At 61.0% G+C, this 15,980-nt stretch carries 14 protein-coding genes; 6 read left to right on the forward strand and 8 right to left on the reverse strand.

Going from position 1 to position 15,980, the window contains the following annotated elements:
• The first annotated feature begins 54 nt into the window (after positions 1 to 54).
• Positions 55 to 972, forward strand: coding sequence for a LysR family transcriptional regulator (locus tag M5B98_RS01950; RefSeq protein ID WP_248741602.1), 918 nt, complete (start codon positions 55 to 57; stop codon positions 970 to 972).
• A 13-nt stretch (positions 973 to 985) separates the two neighbouring features.
• Here the strand turns inward: M5B98_RS01950 and M5B98_RS01955 are convergent, their stop codons facing one another.
• Positions 986 to 2,359, reverse strand: a complete 1,374-nt coding sequence (locus tag M5B98_RS01955; RefSeq protein ID WP_248741603.1) for a sensor histidine kinase — start codon at positions 2,357 to 2,359, stop codon at positions 986 to 988.
• On the reverse strand, positions 2,337 to 3,029 hold the full coding sequence (locus tag M5B98_RS01960; protein ID WP_134826845.1) for a response regulator transcription factor: 693 nt from the start codon (positions 3,027 to 3,029) through the stop codon (positions 2,337 to 2,339). The genes M5B98_RS01955 and M5B98_RS01960 overlap by 23 nt, the downstream gene beginning before the upstream one ends.
• A gap of 117 nt (positions 3,030 to 3,146) precedes the next feature.
• On the opposite strand from M5B98_RS01960, the gene M5B98_RS01965 reads away from it, so the two are divergent.
• The 4 genes from M5B98_RS01965 to M5B98_RS01980 all read left to right on the forward strand — a co-directional run bounded on the left by M5B98_RS01965 (position 3,147) and on the right by M5B98_RS01980 (position 9,596).
• Positions 3,147 to 3,836, forward strand: coding sequence for a response regulator transcription factor (locus M5B98_RS01965; protein ID WP_248741604.1), 690 nt, complete (start codon positions 3,147 to 3,149; stop codon positions 3,834 to 3,836).
• 104 nt (positions 3,837 to 3,940) lie between these two features.
• Positions 3,941 to 5,359 (forward strand): efflux transporter outer membrane subunit, encoded by a 1,419-nt coding sequence (locus M5B98_RS01970; RefSeq protein WP_248741605.1) that lies wholly within the window; start codon positions 3,941 to 3,943, stop codon positions 5,357 to 5,359.
• Complete coding sequence (locus tag M5B98_RS01975) at positions 5,356 to 6,522, forward strand: efflux RND transporter periplasmic adaptor subunit (RefSeq protein WP_248741606.1); 1,167 nt, start codon at positions 5,356 to 5,358, stop codon at positions 6,520 to 6,522. The genes M5B98_RS01970 and M5B98_RS01975 overlap by 4 nt, the downstream gene beginning before the upstream one ends.
• Positions 6,519 to 9,596: an efflux RND transporter permease subunit gene (locus M5B98_RS01980; protein ID WP_248741607.1), complete on the forward strand. Its 3,078-nt coding sequence runs from the start codon at positions 6,519 to 6,521 to the stop codon at positions 9,594 to 9,596. The genes M5B98_RS01975 and M5B98_RS01980 overlap by 4 nt, the downstream gene beginning before the upstream one ends.
• A 3-nt stretch (positions 9,597 to 9,599) precedes the next feature.
• On the opposite strand, the gene M5B98_RS01985 is transcribed toward M5B98_RS01980, so the two are convergent.
• Positions 9,600 to 10,664, reverse strand: coding sequence for a YncE family protein (locus M5B98_RS01985; protein WP_248741608.1), 1,065 nt, complete (start codon positions 10,662 to 10,664; stop codon positions 9,600 to 9,602).
• Positions 10,665 to 10,701: 37 nt separating this feature from the next.
• Positions 10,702 to 12,561, reverse strand: coding sequence for an ABC transporter ATP-binding protein (locus tag M5B98_RS01990; RefSeq protein ID WP_248741609.1), 1,860 nt, complete (start codon positions 12,559 to 12,561; stop codon positions 10,702 to 10,704).
• A gap of 296 nt (positions 12,562 to 12,857) precedes the next feature.
• Here M5B98_RS01990 and M5B98_RS01995 point away from each other — a divergent pair, with 296 nt between their 5' ends.
• Positions 12,858 to 13,298, forward strand: coding sequence for a hypothetical protein (locus M5B98_RS01995; protein WP_085709877.1), 441 nt, complete (start codon positions 12,858 to 12,860; stop codon positions 13,296 to 13,298).
• Between the two features lie 59 nt (positions 13,299 to 13,357).
• Here M5B98_RS01995 and M5B98_RS02000 read toward each other — a convergent pair whose 3' ends face one another.
• The 4 genes from M5B98_RS02000 to M5B98_RS02015 all read right to left on the reverse strand — a co-directional run bounded on the left by M5B98_RS02000 (position 13,358) and on the right by M5B98_RS02015 (position 15,763).
• Entirely contained in the window at positions 13,358 to 13,903 is a 546-nt protein-coding gene (locus M5B98_RS02000; RefSeq protein ID WP_248741610.1) for an NADAR family protein, read from the reverse strand.
• A gap of 82 nt (positions 13,904 to 13,985) precedes the next feature.
• Positions 13,986 to 14,207 (reverse strand): hypothetical protein, encoded by a 222-nt coding sequence (locus M5B98_RS02005; RefSeq protein WP_248741611.1) that lies wholly within the window; start codon positions 14,205 to 14,207, stop codon positions 13,986 to 13,988.
• 589 nt (positions 14,208 to 14,796) lie between these two features.
• Positions 14,797 to 15,201: a DUF4259 domain-containing protein gene (locus M5B98_RS02010; protein ID WP_248741612.1), complete on the reverse strand. Its 405-nt coding sequence runs from the start codon at positions 15,199 to 15,201 to the stop codon at positions 14,797 to 14,799.
• A 106-nt stretch (positions 15,202 to 15,307) separates the two neighbouring features.
• Positions 15,308 to 15,763: a hypothetical protein gene (locus M5B98_RS02015; RefSeq protein ID WP_248741613.1), complete on the reverse strand. Its 456-nt coding sequence runs from the start codon at positions 15,761 to 15,763 to the stop codon at positions 15,308 to 15,310.
• Positions 15,764 to 15,980: the final 217 nt, after the last annotated feature.

Genomic DNA, 15,980 nt, shown 5'->3' on the forward strand with positions numbered 1-15,980 from the left:
GGTGGGTTGGTGATAGAAAGCCATGTTTACAGATAGCGAACGCTGGAACTAACGATGATTTCTGAAGCAAATGGTGAATCTGACTCACCGTTTTCCGAGGGGCGTATGCCTTCTCTGCTGGCGCTGCGTTGCTTCGAATCCGCAGGCCGGTTCGAGAACTTCGCCCGTGCGGCTGACGAACTGCATCTGACACCCGGCGCCATCAGCCGGGCGGTGCGTCTGCTTGAAGAGGATCTGGGTGTTGACCTGTTCGAGCGGCGCCAGCGAAGGGTTTTCCTGACGGAGCCGGGGAGGCGACTGCTGAAAGCGGTGAGCGAAGGTTTGGGGGTGATGAACCAGGCCGTCCGCGAGATCCGCACTGAGGCGCGTCGTACGCGGCGGCTGGTCCTGTCGTGCGAGCCGACGCTGTTGATGCGCTGGTTGATTCCGCGCTGGAGTGATTTCCAGGCACAACATCGCGGCCCGGACATTCATCTGGTGGCGGGCGGCGGTCCGTTTTCATTTGAACAGGGAATCGACCTGGCCATTCGCCGGGACGATTTCCCCCGGCCTCCCGGTTACCACGCCGAGCGCTTGTTTGCCGAGAAGGTCGGGCCAGTCTGCCGACCAGATAAAGTCGGTCAGTGGTTCGATGAAAGCGGCAAAGGCCTGCATGCCACGGTGCCTCTGCTGCAAACGAGCAGCCGACCCACGGCCTGGCAGGAATGGGCCGCCGCAGCGGGCCAGCCGGTTCCTGCGGCGCAGATGCAGTCTTTCGAACACTTTTACTTCAGCATTCAGGCGGCTGTCGCGGGCCTTGGAGTGGCCATCGGTCCGTGGCATCTGGTCCGCGACGATATCGAAAGCGGGGTATTGGCCGCACCGGCAGGCTTCGTTGAAGACGGCTCGCATTATTGCCTGCTGTCGCCTGCGCCTCCCAAACCGGGCAGCCTGGAAATGGATTTGTTGGAGTGGTTGCGGTCGGTGGGTTGAGGCCTGTCGGTTTTCAATGGCTGGCCGGCGTTGCCTTGCCCAGCAAATCAATCCGGCACCCCGGCGCCGCATCGTTCACCGTCACCCGCATGTCATGCAGGCGCGCGACCGCCGACACCATGCTCAAGCCCAAGCCGTTACCTGGCGTATGGCGGCTGGATTCCGCGCGGTACAACCGACGCAGCACCGCTTCACGCTCGGCCGGAGGAATGCCGGGGCCGTTGTCGGTGACGCGAATGCCCACGGTTTCATGATCGGCAATCACGCTCAGGCGCACCTGACTGTGGTCGGGCGAGAACTTGATGGCGTTGTCTAGCAGGTTGCACAGCGCGTCGAACAGCAGTTGTGCGTCGCCGGCCATGATCGCGGGCGCCTGACTGTTTTCGATGGTCAGGCTGATGCCGCGCTCTTCGGCCAGCGGTTCGTACAACTCGGCGGCATCGGCGCTGATCAGGTTCAGGTCCAGCGGGGCGAAGTGGCTGCGCCGGGCGCTGTTTTCGATTTCCGAAATGCGCAGCAGGGCCTTGAAAGTCAGCAGCAAGGCTTTGGCCTCGGTCAGCGCCGCATCGATGCTGGCGGCGTATTGCGCTTCATCCAGACCCCGGCGCTGGGTGCGTTCCAGGCCGGCGATCAGGCGTGTGAGGGGCGTGCGCAGGTCGTGGGCGATGTCGTCGCATACGCCTTTGACTTCACTCATCAAACGCTCCAGCTCATCGAGCATGCCGTTGACCACCGAGGCGAGACGGTCGATGTCATCGTTGTTGCCCTTGACCGGCAAACGTCCTTTCAAGTCGCCCTCGATGATGCCTTTGATCGAGCGGCTGACCTTGTCCAGTCGTCGGTGTGCCGAATAACCCAGCACCACGGCGCCGAGCAACCCGACCAGCAACAGCAGCAGGCCGCCGGAAATCAGCGCGTTGATCAGCAGTTCGTCGAATTCGCGGATGTCATGAACGTCCTGGGCGACCAGCAGCGTTTTACCGTCCGCCAGTTTATGCACGATGAAGCGCACCGGTCGGTGGTGTCCGTTGGACTTGAGCCAGCGAAACTCCTGCGGCTTGTCGTAGGCGGAGAAGGGCGGCAGTTCTTTGATCACACCGGCAATGAATTTGCCGTCAGCGTCGAACAGGCTGTGGGGCAGGCGCGCTTCGACGTCCTGCAGGGCGTGTTTGCGGATTTCCTGCAATTGCAGTTCCGGCGGCTGGGCGCTGCGGTTTTCCACTTGCCGATACAGGGCGGTGTCGGCTTCGGTCTTCAGGTAGAACGCGGTTTGCCAGTAGACGTAACCGAACAGCGCCAGAAACGAGCAGCCGAACAGCCCGAGAAACAGCAACGCCGTGCGAAAACTGATGGTGCGCGGGATTTCACTCAGGTGAACGGAGGACATACCCGGCTCCACGAATGGTATGGATCATCGGCGGCTCGCCTTCGCCGTCGACCTTGCGGCGCAGTCGGCTCATGTGCACTTCGATGACGTTGGTGCGTTCGTCATAGCTGTAATTCCACACCGCTTCGAACAGCATGGTGCGGGTCACCACCTGATCGGCGTGGCGCACCAGATGTTCGAGCAATGCGTATTCACGGGGCACCAGATCGATGGTGCGTTCGCCACGGCGCACGGTGCGGCTCAAGAGATCGACATCCAGGTTACCGACCTTCAGACGGGTTTCCTGAGTCACGGCCACCGGTTCGGCCCGACGCCGGTTCAAGGCGTCCAGGCGGGCGGTCAGCTCGATGAATTCGAAGGGTTTGGTCAGGTAGTCGTCGCCCCCGGCGCGCAAGCCGCGTACCCGTTCATCCAGCGCACTCAGGGCGCTGAGGATCAGCACCGGGGTGTTGACGCTGGCGGCGCGCAACGCGGTGAGTACGCCCAGACCGTCGAGGCCGCCGGGCAGCATGCGATCGAGCACGATCAGGTCGAACGGCTCGCCGAGGGCTTTCAACAGGCCTTCACGGCCATTGTCGACGCTGCTCACGGTGAAACCGTGGTCCGTCAGCGCCGCTTCGATTTCGCGGCGGGTGGGCAAGTCGTCCTCGACGACCAGAACATGGGTCATGGCTTTTGAACCACTCACATCATCAGGCAGAGATGGCATAGTGTGGCAAAGCCTGCGGTTGCGCCACGTTCCCGCCGGATAAATAAAAGTTCAGGTTGGCTTGATGGAGTAGGTGCCTTGCGCATTCTCGTGGTTGAAGATGATGCCCAGACCGCCGCTTACCTGCTGCGCGGTTTGAGCGAAAGCGGGCATGTGGTCGATGTCGCCGGCGATGGCAACAGCGGTCTGGACATGGCACTGGAGGGGATCCACGACGTGTTGATCGTCGACCGGCGCCTACCCGGCCTCGACGGTATCGGCCTGATCAAGGCCTTGCGCGCACGGCAGGTACGGGTGCCGATCCTGATGCTCAGCGCCCAGGCCTCGACCGAGCAGAAGGTCGAAGGTTTGCAGGCCGGTTGTGATGATTATCTGGCCAAGCCTTATGCCTTCGCTGAAGTGCTGGCGCGGCTCGAAGCCTTGCTGCGCGGGCGCGATCAGGTCGCGGGGCCGGCGCGGCAACTGGTGGTTGGCGAGTTGCATCTGGATTGTGCGACACGCACGGCCGTACGCCGGGGCAAGGTGATTGCCTTGCAGCATCGCGAAGCCCTGTTGCTGGAAAAACTCATGCGCCACAGCGGCCAGATCGTCACCCGCGACATGCTGCTCGACAGTGCCTGGGATTACGATTTCGACCCCAACAACAACGTCATCGACAAACACATCCATCGATTGCGGCGCAAACTCGATGACGGTTTCGACTATTCGTTGATCAGGACCATCCCCGGCGCCGGCTACAGCTTCCAGACGACGCCCGAGCAAGGCTAAACAAAAGTTTATCTGCCGGGGAACGCTCTGGCAGGCACCCCTCGCTATCTTCGCCGCATTCGTGGATCGCTCCACAAAGGCTCAAGCGGGGAGACAGCTTGCTCATGTCGGTTCCAAAGACCAAGGCGCGCAGACGGCGCGTTGCATTTCAATCATCAGCGACGCTGGTCCTGCTGGGCGTATTGACCCTCGGTGGCTGCTCGATGGTGCCCGAGTATCGGCAGCCCGCGTTGCCGCTGGCCCAACAGTGGAATGCGGCTTCTGGCGGTCAATCCGCTGCGGGCGGTCAATGGTGGCGCGAGTTTCACAGCGCCGAGCTGGATCAACTGATTGATCGTGGGCTGGCCTCAAACTTCACCCTCAAAGCGGCGATCAGCCGTATCGACGAGGCGCGGGCCTCCGCGCAGGTCACCGGCGCCGGGCAATATCCGGCGCTGAACCTGGGCGGCAACTATCAGCGCCAGAACAACTACGGCACTACGCAGAAACGCAGCGTATTTGCCGAGGCCACCTATGAAGTGGATTTCTGGGGCAAGCAACGTGCGGCGGCCGACTCAGCCGACGCCCTGGCCAACGCCACCGCGTTCGATGCCCAGACCCTGCGCATGAGCCTGAGCGCGAGCATTGCCGACAGTTACTTTCAGGTGCTGTCGCTGGAAGAGCGCCTGCGTCTGGCTCAGTCCATCGCCGACGATGCCCGTCAGGTGCTGGATCTGGTGGAAATCCAGGCCAGTCAGGGCGCCGTTTCCAATCTCGAAGTCGCCCAGCAGCGCAACGCCATGCAGACCTTCGAAGCGGCAATGCCGCCGCTACGGCAGCAGCGGGATCAGGCGCTGTATCAACTGGCGGTGCTGGTGGGTGCGCCACCCGAGGGCTTCCATTTGCAGGGCGACAGCCTCGGCGCCGTGCAGGTGCCGCAACCGGCGACCGGTCTGCCGATCGGCCTGCTGCGTCAGCGGCCAGACATTCAGGCTGCCGAAGCGCGGCTCAAATCTGCCAACTTCGATGTCGGCGTGGCCCGTGCCGCGTTCCTGCCGAATCTGTCGCTGGACCTGCTGGGCGGGATCGACACCCTCGCCGGCGGGCAGATCTGGAGTGTCATCGGCACCCTCGGGCAACCAGTGTTTGCCGGTGGCCAACTCAAGGGCCAACTGCATTTCGATCAGGCTCATGTTCAGGAGCTGACCGCCAGTTATCGCGAGTCCATCGTCGAAGCCCTGCAAGACGTCGAAACCCAGATCAGCGCCGCCCGCGAACTCGACAAGAGTTACGCGTTGAACGCCTCGGCGGTGGATTCGGCGCGGGAAGCGGCGCGTCTGGCACAGGTTCGCTACCGCCTCGGCTCCACCGACTTCCAGACGCTGCTGATCGTCGAGCGCACGCAATATCAGGCCGAAGACACGCTGCTGCAGGTTCGTCTGCAACACCTTCAAGCGGCGGTCGGCCTGTTCCGGGCCCTGGGCGGGGATTTTTCCGCTGACGCTCTGGCACTCAATTCTTCTGTTCAGGTGACTCATCCATGACTGTCCTGCACCCACGTCGTCGCACCGTTTTCCTGGGCGTCGCGGCACTTTCGCTGGCGGTGGCCGTCGGCGGTTTTCAATGGATCAAACAGGCTCACGCTGCGCCGGTGAAAACTGATGCCGGTGCGATCCCGGTACAGATGAGCAAGGTCAGCCGTCAGGATCTGCCGGTGTGGATCAGTGCCATCGGCAACGTGCAGGCGCTCAACAGCGTCAATGTGCGGGTGAGGGTGGACGGCGAGTTGCAGAAAGTCCTGTTCAACGAAGGGCAGACCGTCACCGCCGGCAGCCTGTTGGCGGTGATCGATCCACGGGTCTATCAGGCCCAGGTCGCGCAGGCGCAGGCGCTGCTGGCCAAGGATCAGGCGCAACTGGCGAACCTCAGGGTCAATCTCGACCGGGCCAGCAAACTCGCGGCGGCCAAGGCCGGCCCGACTCAGGACGTCGACACTTACCGCGCGCAACTGGCTGCGCAACAGGCGACGGTGCAGGCCGACCAGGCGGCGCTGGATGCGGCGCGGCTGCAACTGGAGTTCACTCAGGTCAAGGCGCCGCTGACCGGCCGCACCGGCCAGCGTCTGCTGGATGTCGGCGCGATTGCCCACGGTGCCGAAGCGACGGGGCTGGTGACGATCACCCAGATGAATCCGATCTCCGTTGCGTTCGCTGTCTCCCAGGACGAACTGGCGGAGATCCTCGAAGAGAACGCCAAAGGTGCCTTGCAAGTGGTCGCCATGACCCGCGATGGCCAGCAGGAAATCGCCAAAGGTCATCTGAGCTTCATCGACAGCCAGGTGACGGCGGCCAGCGGGCAGATCCAGCTCAAGGCGCAGTTCGACAACGCTGATGCCAAGCTGTGGCCGGGTGAACTGGTGAGTGCGCGCCTGCTGGTGCAGACCCATCGCGACGTGGCCGTGGTGCCGGCCGATGCGGTGCAACTGGGGCGTCAGGGCAATTTCGTCTATGTGGTCGATGCCGATCAGCGGGTACAGCCGCGTCTGGTGGACGCCGCCAATGTGGTGGACGGCAAGCAGTGGATTCGTCAGGGCTTGAATGCCGGCGAAACCGTGGTGGTGCAGGGCCAGTCGCGGGTCGCACCGGGGTTGAAGGTAGTGCCGGTAAAGACTGACACCAGCGCCGATCTGGCGGAGGCCGCCCGATGAATGCGCTGGCCGGACTGATTCAACGGCGTGTGGGGCTGAGCCTGCTGGCGCTCGGCGTCATGCTGCTGGGGGCTTTCGCGTACTTCCAGTTGCCGGTGGCGCCGCTGCCGACGGTGGATTTTCCGACCATTCAGGTCACCGCCAAACTCTCCGGAGCGAGCGCCGAAACCATGGCCTCATCGGTGGCAACCCCACTGGAACGGGCCTTTGCCGCCGTGCCGCAAGTCACTTCGATGACCTCTTCCAGCGCCGCTGGCAAGACCCAGGTGGTGCTGCAATTCGACCTGTCGCGGGACATCGACGGTGCCGCGCAGGACGTACAGACTGCGATCAACACCGCCACGCCGAACCTGCCCAAGACCATGTCCAGCGCGCCGACCTTCAACAAGGTCAACCCGGCCGAAGGCACCGTGCTGTCGCTGGCGGTGACGTCGCCGACCCGCACGCTGCCGGAGCTGGATCGCTACGCCGACAACTACATCGCCCAGCGCCTGTCGCAAATGCCCGGCGTGGGGCTGGTGGATTTTCATGGTGAGCAGAAGCCTGCCGTGCGCGTGCAGATCGATCCTGATGCGCTGGCTGCACGAGGTCTGACGCTGGAAGATGTGCGCAGCGTGATCGGCGTCAGTACTCTGGATCAGCCCAAGGGCACCCTCGATGGCCAGAGCCGCTCGATCACCCTGGGCGCCACCGACCAGTTGCTCGATCCGCAGCACTATCGCGATCAGGTCGTCGCCTATAAAAACGGCATGCCGATCAAACTCGGTGATCTGGGACGGGTCATCGCCGGGGCCGAGGACACCCAGCAAGCCGCGCAACTGGGCGGTGAACCGACGGTCATCGTCGACATCCACAAGCAACCGGGTTTCAACCTGCTGTCGACCATCGCCACAATCAAGGCCAAGTTGCCCGAGCTGACCGCGTCCTTGCCCCGCGACGTGCAGGTGCAAGTGGTGGGCGACCGCACTCAGACCATCGAAGCGTCGGTCAATGACATGCAGTTCACCTTGCTGCTGTCGATTGCGCTGGTGGTCGTGGTGATCTTCGTGTTCCTGCGCAAGGCCACCGCCACGCTGATTCCCAGCCTGACCATTCCGCTGTCGCTGGTGGCCACGTTCGGCGTCATGTATCTGCTCGGCTACAGCCTCGACAACCTGTCGATCATGGGCCTGGCGATTGCCGTCGGATTCGTGGTGGACGATGCCATCGTGGTGATGGAGAACATCGTCCGGCATCTGGAAATGGGCAAGTCGCGCCTGCAATCGGCGGTCGATGGTTTGCGCGAAGTGGGTTTCACCATTGTCTCGATGACAGTGTCGTTGATTGCGGTGTTCCTGCCGATCCTGTTGATGTCCGGCATCGTCGGGCGTCTGATGCGAGAGTTTGCGGTGACCGTCAGTGTGGCGATCATCATGTCCGGCATCGTCTCGCTGACCATCACCCCGATGCTCTGCGCCTGGCTGCTCAAACCCCATGCCGATCAGGAAGAGGGGCGTTTCGCCCAGGCCTGCGAGCGGGTGTTCGACCGGTTGCACAACGGCTATCGGCGCAGCCTGGACTGGGTGCTCGATCATCAGCGCATCACCATGGCGGTGGCCATCGCCACGCTGGCGGCCACGGCGGTGTTGTATGTCGGCATTCCCAAGGGATTCTTCCCGCAGCAGGACAACGGTCTGATTCAAGGCGTGGCGGAAGCGGCGGCGGACATTTCGCCGACGGCCATGCGCGCCCAGGTCAACCGTGCGGCGGAGATCATTGGTCAGGATCCGGCAGTGGCGCGGGTGTATTTCTGGATCGGTCCGAACCCGACGGTCAGCCAGGGCAAGGTGATGATCAACCTCAAGCCGTTCAATGAGCGCACGGCGAGTGCTGCCGAGGTCATCCGACGCTTGCAGCCGGCGCTGGACGGGTTGTCCGGGGTCAAGGTGTTCATGCAGGCCAACCAGGACATCCAGATCGGCGGCCGGGCGAGCAAGACCCAGTATCAGTACACCCTGCAGGACCCGGACAGCGTCGAGCTGGATCACTGGAGCGGGGTGCTGCTGGCCAAACTCAAGACCTTGCCGCAATTGCAGCACGTCACCTCTGACCAGCAGCAGGCAATTCCTCAGTCGACGCTGGTGATCGACCGTCCGACCGCTGCGCGTCTGGGCGTGACGGTGCAGGCCATCGACGACGTGCTGTACGACGCGTTCGGCCAGCGGCAGATCGCGACCATGTTCACGCAACTGGATCAGAACCATGTGATTCTGGAGCTGGACCCGAGCTGGCAAACGTCCACCGCGACCCTTGAGCATCTGTTTGTTCGCGCAAGCTCCGGGGCGCTGGTGCCTTTGAACCTGTTGGCCAGCCTCAAGACCGAGCAAGTGCCGATCATCATCAACCATCAGGGCGTGTTCCCGGCCATTACCCTGTCGTTCGATCTCGCGCCGGGGCATGCCTTGAGCGAGGCGGTCAGCGCGATCAATCAGGCGTCGCTGGCGGTCGCCATGCCTGACACCGTGGCGGGCAGTTTTCAGGGTACGGCCCAGGCATTTCAGGATTCGCTGAAGTCGCAACCGTGGCTAATTCTGGCGGCGATCCTGACGGTCTACATCGTGCTCGGCGTGTTGTATGAAAACGCGATCCACCCGCTGACGATCATCTCGACCTTGCCGTCCGCCGGTTTCGGCGCGCTGCTGGCCTTGATGCTGTGCGGGCAGGAACTGTCGGTGCTGGGGATGATCGGGATCATTCTGCTGATCGGCATCGTCAAGAAGAACGCGATCATGATCGTCGACTTCACCTTGCAGGCGCAGCAACGCGGATTGTCGCCGCGTGAAGCGGTGAGGGAAGGGTGCCTGTTGCGCTTGCGGCCGATTCTGATGACGTCGCTGGCCGCGTTACTCGGGGCCGTGCCGCTGGCATTCGGGCACGGTGCCGGCTCGGAGTTGCGTCAGCCTTTGGGCATCGCGATTGTCGGTGGCCTGGCGGTTTCGCAGATCCTGACGCTCTACACCACGCCGGTGGTTTACCTGTGGTTCGAGCGTCGGCGGCGCAAGGCACACGCCACCGAGGTCATCGAGGCTTCCTGACGCTTACTGCGCCTTGTAGGTCAGGACGGTGAAGGTGTCGGGGTGAAACGCCGGGTCGGGTTTGGGTTGCTCCCGGCTCGGCGCCGGCTGGGTGAAGTCGGCGGTGAACAGGTAGGCCTGACCGCGTCGGGCGTCCAGCACCATGTTGTGCGCCCATGGCCGGGTCCCGACGCTGCCGCGCAATTGGTATTGCCCTTGATCGTCGCGCTGGACAATCGCAAGGCTGGCGTCGGCGCCACTGGGCACCAGCAACTGGTCTTTCACCCGATCGTAGGCCAGCGCGTTGACGGCGCGGCCGATGGGCAGGGTGCTCAAGGCCTTGCCGGTTTTCAGGTCGGCAACCACCAGAATCGGGTCAGCGCCACGGCAAGCCACGAACAGGCGCTGACGCGGTTCGTCCACGGCCAGTGCGCTGGGTTTGCTGCAACCATTGAATGTCCAGAATTGCTGCTGTTCAAGCTTCGCCCCTGAAAGCACGGCGACTTTATCCTCGTCGCGCATGGGGACGATGAATTGACCGTTTTCAAGGATCACCGGGCCGTCGAGTTTTTGCGCTGGAATGTCCACCACATCGGTCAGGCGATCGGTCTTGGCATCGATCAGGTACAGCGTCGAATGATCGCCGCGCCGGCCGCTGGTGACGATCAGCCGGTCGCGGCTGGCGTCGTAAACCAGATTGTTGAGATTGCCCGAATCGAGCTTGAGCCGTTGCAGCACTTGCAGGCGATCCAGCGCCACGATGCCCAGCGTTCCATCCATGTTGGCGACATAGGCGCGGTTGCGTTCCGGCACGAAGGCAACGGCGTTGGCGCCTGCAGAGTTGTGGAGGGTTTTCAGCAGTTTCTGCTGCTCGACGTCGAACACCGACAGGCCGTTTTCGCGGCGGGCCACGAACAGTTGCGCGCTCTGTGGTTGCAGGGCAGCGAAGCCCCAACTGTGACCCTCACCGGGCAATGCCTTGGCGGCGTTCAGGGTGTACAGCAGCGGCGCGTCGGCCTCGGCGTATTGGGCGCCGGACAGGCAGACCGTCAGGACGGCAAGCGCTCGCCAGGTTTTTGCAAATACCATTCAAAACCTCAAAATTTCAGTGTTCGGCAGGAACGGTTCATGCCCGGTCCATTGCTTCATCCAGCCCTTGATCTTCACCGAGAAAACCGCCGCTCTGATGCTGCCAAAGCCGCGCGTAGGTGCCGTTTCGTTCCAGCAGTTCGGCGTGGGTGCCTTGTTCGATGATGCGGCCCTCGTCCATGACAATCAGCCGGTCCATGGCGGCAATCGTCGACAAACGATGCGCAATGGCAATAACGGTCTTGCCCTGCATCATTTCATCCAGACTTTCCTGGATGGCGACTTCGACTTCGGAATCCAGTGCACTGGTGGCCTCGTCGAGCAGCAGGATCGGCGCGTTCTTGAGCATCACCCGGGCGATGGCGATACGTTGGCGCTGACCGCCGGACAGCTTGATGCCGCGCTCGCCGACCAGCGTGTCGTAACCGGTGTGACCCTGGCGATCGCTCAGTTGGCTGATGAAACCGTCGGCCTGGGCGTTGACCGCTGCACGGTGAACCTGCGCATCGGTGGCGTCCGGGCGTCCGTAGGCAATGTTGTCGCGGATCGAGCGGTGCAGCAGCGACGTATCCTGAGTGACCATGCCGATGGCGCTGCGCAGACTGTCCTGTGTCACCTGCGCAATGTTCTGGCCATCGATGCGAATCGTACCGCTGTCGACGTCATAGAAACGCAGCAAAAGATTGATCAGCGTCGATTTGCCGGCCCCGGAGCGGCCCACCAGACCGATTTTTTCCCCGGCGCGGATGTGCAGGCTCAAACCGTCGAGCACCTGACGCTCACCGTTGTAGTTGAAGTGCACGTTGTCGAAGGTCACCGCGCCGCCGGAAGGCACCAGCACGCCGGCGTCGGGTGCGTCTTGCACCTTGGGGCCGCGGGTGAGGGTGGCCATGCCGTCCTGCACGGTGCCGATGTTTTCGAACAGCGAGGTCATCTGCCACATGATCCAGTGGGACATGCCGTTGATCCGCAACGCCATGGCGGTGATCGCGGCCACCGCGCCCGCACCGACCTGCCCCTGATGCCAGAGCCACAGAGCATACCCGCCGGCGCCGAGGATCAGCCCGACCACCAGGGCCTGATTGACGATCTCGAACTGACTGACCAGACGCATCTGGCGAAAACCGGTGAGCTTGAAATCTTCCATCGCCGCACGCGCGAAGTGCGCTTCGCGGTTGGAGTGCGAGAACAGTTTGACGGTGGTGATGTTGGTGTAAGCGTCGGAAATTCGCCCCGTCATCGACGAGCGCGCATGGGCCTGTTCCTGCCCGACCTGTCCCAGGCGCGGCACGAAATACAGCATCGCCAGCCCGAACAGGGCGACCCAGGCAATGAACGGCAGCATCAGTTTCAGGGCAAAACCGCCGGCCAGAGCAATGATCGCAATGAAGTAAACGCCGATACCGGGAGCGATTTCGATGATCGTGAACAGGACTTCACGTACCGCCAGCGCGGTCTGCATCACTTTGGTCGTGACCCGGCCGGAGAACTCGTCGGAAAAGAACGAAAGGCTTTGCCGCAGCATCAGACGATGGAAATCCCAGCGCAGGCGCAGCGGCAAATTGATCGCCAGAATCTGGTGCTGGACCATCGTGCGCAACGCCACCAGGCCAATACTCGTGAGCAGGACGATGGCGATGCCCCACAGCACACGGCTTTCCTCACCGCTCGCGGCACCTCCGGCCTGCCAGGTCGAGAGCAGGTCCACCACTTGCCCGAGAAACGAAAACAGCCAGGCTTCGTAGATCGACACACTGGCACTGAGCAGCGCCAGCGCCAGGACATAACCACGGGCACCACGGGTGCAGGCCCACAGAAAACGCATCAGGCCAACGGGCGGTGGCGGCGCCTCGTCGGGCGGGAAAGGATCGAGCCTGCGTTCAAACACGCGAAGCATAAGGGTCTCCGAAATGATCAGGTTCAGGGGAGTATGCCATCTTCGTCGCTGGCCCCGGATAGGAGGACAGCGATCGCTCGGCCATCTTTGACCATTGGTCAGTTCTCAATACTATCCAACAGGGTAAAGACTATTTTTTATCCGGGTCAGCGAAGTGACAGCAGCCCTTGGGAAACGATCACTTTAGCTGAGCCCGGTGACGCAGCTTTCAGGATGGATCTTGAAAGGCGCGGAGCATCGTTCGTTCGATGCGTAACGGAGAACCCGCGCCTTTTTACTTGTTAAGGAGAACGCAGATGGCAAGCAATCGAGTACTCGAAACCTCAGACAAAACAGCGCTCGTCGAAGCCGAGGTGTATCGCTGGTACAACCTGTTTTTCCCGTGGTCACGCGGCATGTCTTCGCAATCGGAAGGCGCCATTAAACCCTTGTACGATGCGCTGGCGGACGATTTTCGGGTGGTGCTCACGGATGGCCAGATCATGGAACGGGCCGACTACTGGGAACGACTCTGGGGCCTGCATGGCAAGCGTGCCGGAAGTCCCGAATCGCATATCACCAATCTATCGATCACGCCGCTACCCGGTGGCTTCTTCCTGACGGTGTTCGACCTGGTCAAGGACGGGATCACCAAGAAAAAAGTCGACTCGGCGCTCATGCGTCTTGATGAGAACTCCCCATCGGGTATTTCGTGGATTTACGTCCATGAAAGCGAGCATGAGAGGGCGGCCGCGTAAGGTTACCAATTGCATTTCTGTGCGCCGGTCGCGGTGTCAATCACCGCGACCTGGGCGAATCATTTTTCGTCGCGGATCTGCATCAGCGCGAATCCCAGCAGATTCAGGCCTTGCCACAGCTCGGGATTGCTCGCGTTTTTGTGGTCCTGGGCGAGGCCGATGCCCCAGATGCTGTCGACCGGGCTCGCCTCGACGATGATGCTGGAGCCGGTTTCCTTGAGGAATGCATGCAGTTCCGGGTTTTGCGAGAACTTGGCCCGGTTGGCCCGGACGACAATCTCGTATCGATGTTCCAGCCATTCGTGTTCGTTGAAGCCGCGCACCTTGCGGCCAAGCGCCTTGGCTGCGTTGGGAGTGGGCGCCTGTAGCACTTGAGCACGAATGTCCTGATCGCCGAACAAGTCGGCCTTCTCGGCCATCATGAAATGTTCGGCAGTCGCATAACGTTGTCCGTCGACAACAAATTCGGCTTCGAACCACTGGCTGAAGCACGAAGCAGTGACGCCGTGCTTGCTGCGCTGGTGTCCCCAGAAAAAGACATAGTTCAGATCCTCTCCGGCGTTGAAGCGGGAGCGGAGGTCTTCCAGGTATTTGGAGTCTTGCAATTGGACTTCCTTGGCAATTGGGTTTGGCGTGGGAGGTTTACCACGATATGCACTCACGAGAGAGTCGGCGAGCCTGAATACCTCACTTCATTCCTGCACCATAGAAGTGGTTGAGTAGTATCAGCTCAATCACCGCTACAAAAACGCACAGCACGAGAAAGCCGGGACTGAAGACACGCTTGCGACCGGATGAGCTTATATCCATCCAGTCAGTGCCTGAATCTGCGGAAATCAGCAGCAGGAACGCTATCCAGGTACAGGCCCAGACTTTGCCCCAGAAGCCAAGATTTCTGAAAGAAGTCATCCGTGTTTTTCCGCATGCCGATTGGTTCGGCAGATCTTTAATTGTTGGTTGGGCCTGCCGGGGGACATTTCCGCCTTCACGACATTTGGTTATGAAAGCTGTTGAGTTACCCTGCGAGAAATTCAGTCAGATTTTATAGGTAACTCATGCCCCGATTCGAGGTTTTCAGTAATGGACAACAAATCGGTTGGTCCGAGCTGGAGCATGGGGATCCGCCCATGGGGGTTGCACACGGTATATTTGTTCCTGGCCCGGGATATTCCGCAATCCGGGAACAGGTCAGGGCTACTACCCAGCGTGATCAGCGCCATTTCAAATTTACAGTGCGCGTAGACGGGGTAGAGGTTCCTGCTTTCGGTGCATCTATTGCTGACTACTCCGTTAACTCTGAGACGGATGAAATCGAAGTGGTTGTTCTAGGCATTGAATACCCAGCCTATGGTGATGTCTTTCCTGAGCACGTCGCGGCCTATAAGCGGCAGTGGGGCGCTTAGCCTCAGTTGCTATGCTGGGCGAGGGGGACGCGAAGAGTTTCAGAAAAGGGGACTGATTTATTTTCTGAGAAGTTAAGTCAGTCCTCTTTTCGATACTATCGACCTAGCGATGCTTTTATAAGGCGCAGTCCGTCTTGCCAAGACTCGTATTCGTCACTCTCGATCCAAAGCTCCGCGAGCTCTGAGTTTTCGGATAACACACGCTCAATGACCACTTGTGCTTTGGTGAGCAGAGCCGAACTTGGTTTAGTCGTTTGACTCTTCACCCAAGTAGATAGCGCCTCATCAAGGGCTCCAGGGATTTCCTGGCCGTTGAGCAAAGCCAAAACCGCTGCAGCAGCTATCCCACGGTCTGCCTCGGGAGCCTCCAGATACTCATCCGCTGCAATTACATCCTCCAGCGCTGACTGGATCAGATCGAGATTGCTGGACTCGCTCAGTTCAATAGCAAAATCAGCTGCTTCGTCGTTCCCAAATGCATGAATTGACCATGTACCCATCGATTATTCGTCCTTTAACATCGGTGCTGCAGCACCAAGAATTTACGCAGTTCGGAAGTGCGGTTGCCACTTGCGTTTTTTTTCGTACGCGGAGTAAACGTGCTGATTACTTGTTCCGCATCAGCACATACGCTTCACCGCCGTTCCGGTCATGGTGAAGAATAAAGTTGTTGTCCTGGATACGCACCTTCGATGGCACACGATCTGCTACCGGCGTTTGCGAGTAAGTCTGCGCGGCGCTCAGCAGCTGGCGGGTCAGACTGTCGTCGGGTTGGTTCGGAGTGGTAACGACGCATTCCTTTTCGGAAAGTTGCACGGAAAGATTTTTGTCCGCGGTGAAGCCGATGCGCGTAAAGCCCATGTCCTGGAGGTCATTGATGCCGAACCGCTTGGCCGCTTCAGCAGAGCCGGCGAATGAGGGCGCGGTCTTCAGGCAGATGTCTACGAAGGCTTCGATGGCCTTGGAGGTGACCGGCGTCGATGCGGTTGGCGTTGCAGTGGTGCAGCTGGCGAGGACTAACAGGCTGGACAAGGCGAGGGGGCGGAACAACATATTGGACATGAAGCGGGGGTCCTTCCATTTGAAATTCGAAATACAGGCGTGGGCTGAGCGGCGCCGGAGCGGACCGCTTGCGGATGGTAAATCAAATCGAGTACGGGGCTTATGACTTTGTTAACCCCGGTGTTTGCTGGCAGCGCGCTCGCGACGTGAGCCGGTGCGCACCAGGGCTGGCCTGACAAGGGGCGGCACATTCGCTTATCCAGGACCGGCCCACCGC

The organism is Pseudomonas sp. MWU12-3088 (assembly GCF_023242405.1).
Lineage (GTDB): Bacteria > Pseudomonadota > Gammaproteobacteria > Pseudomonadales > Pseudomonadaceae > Aquipseudomonas > Aquipseudomonas kribbensis.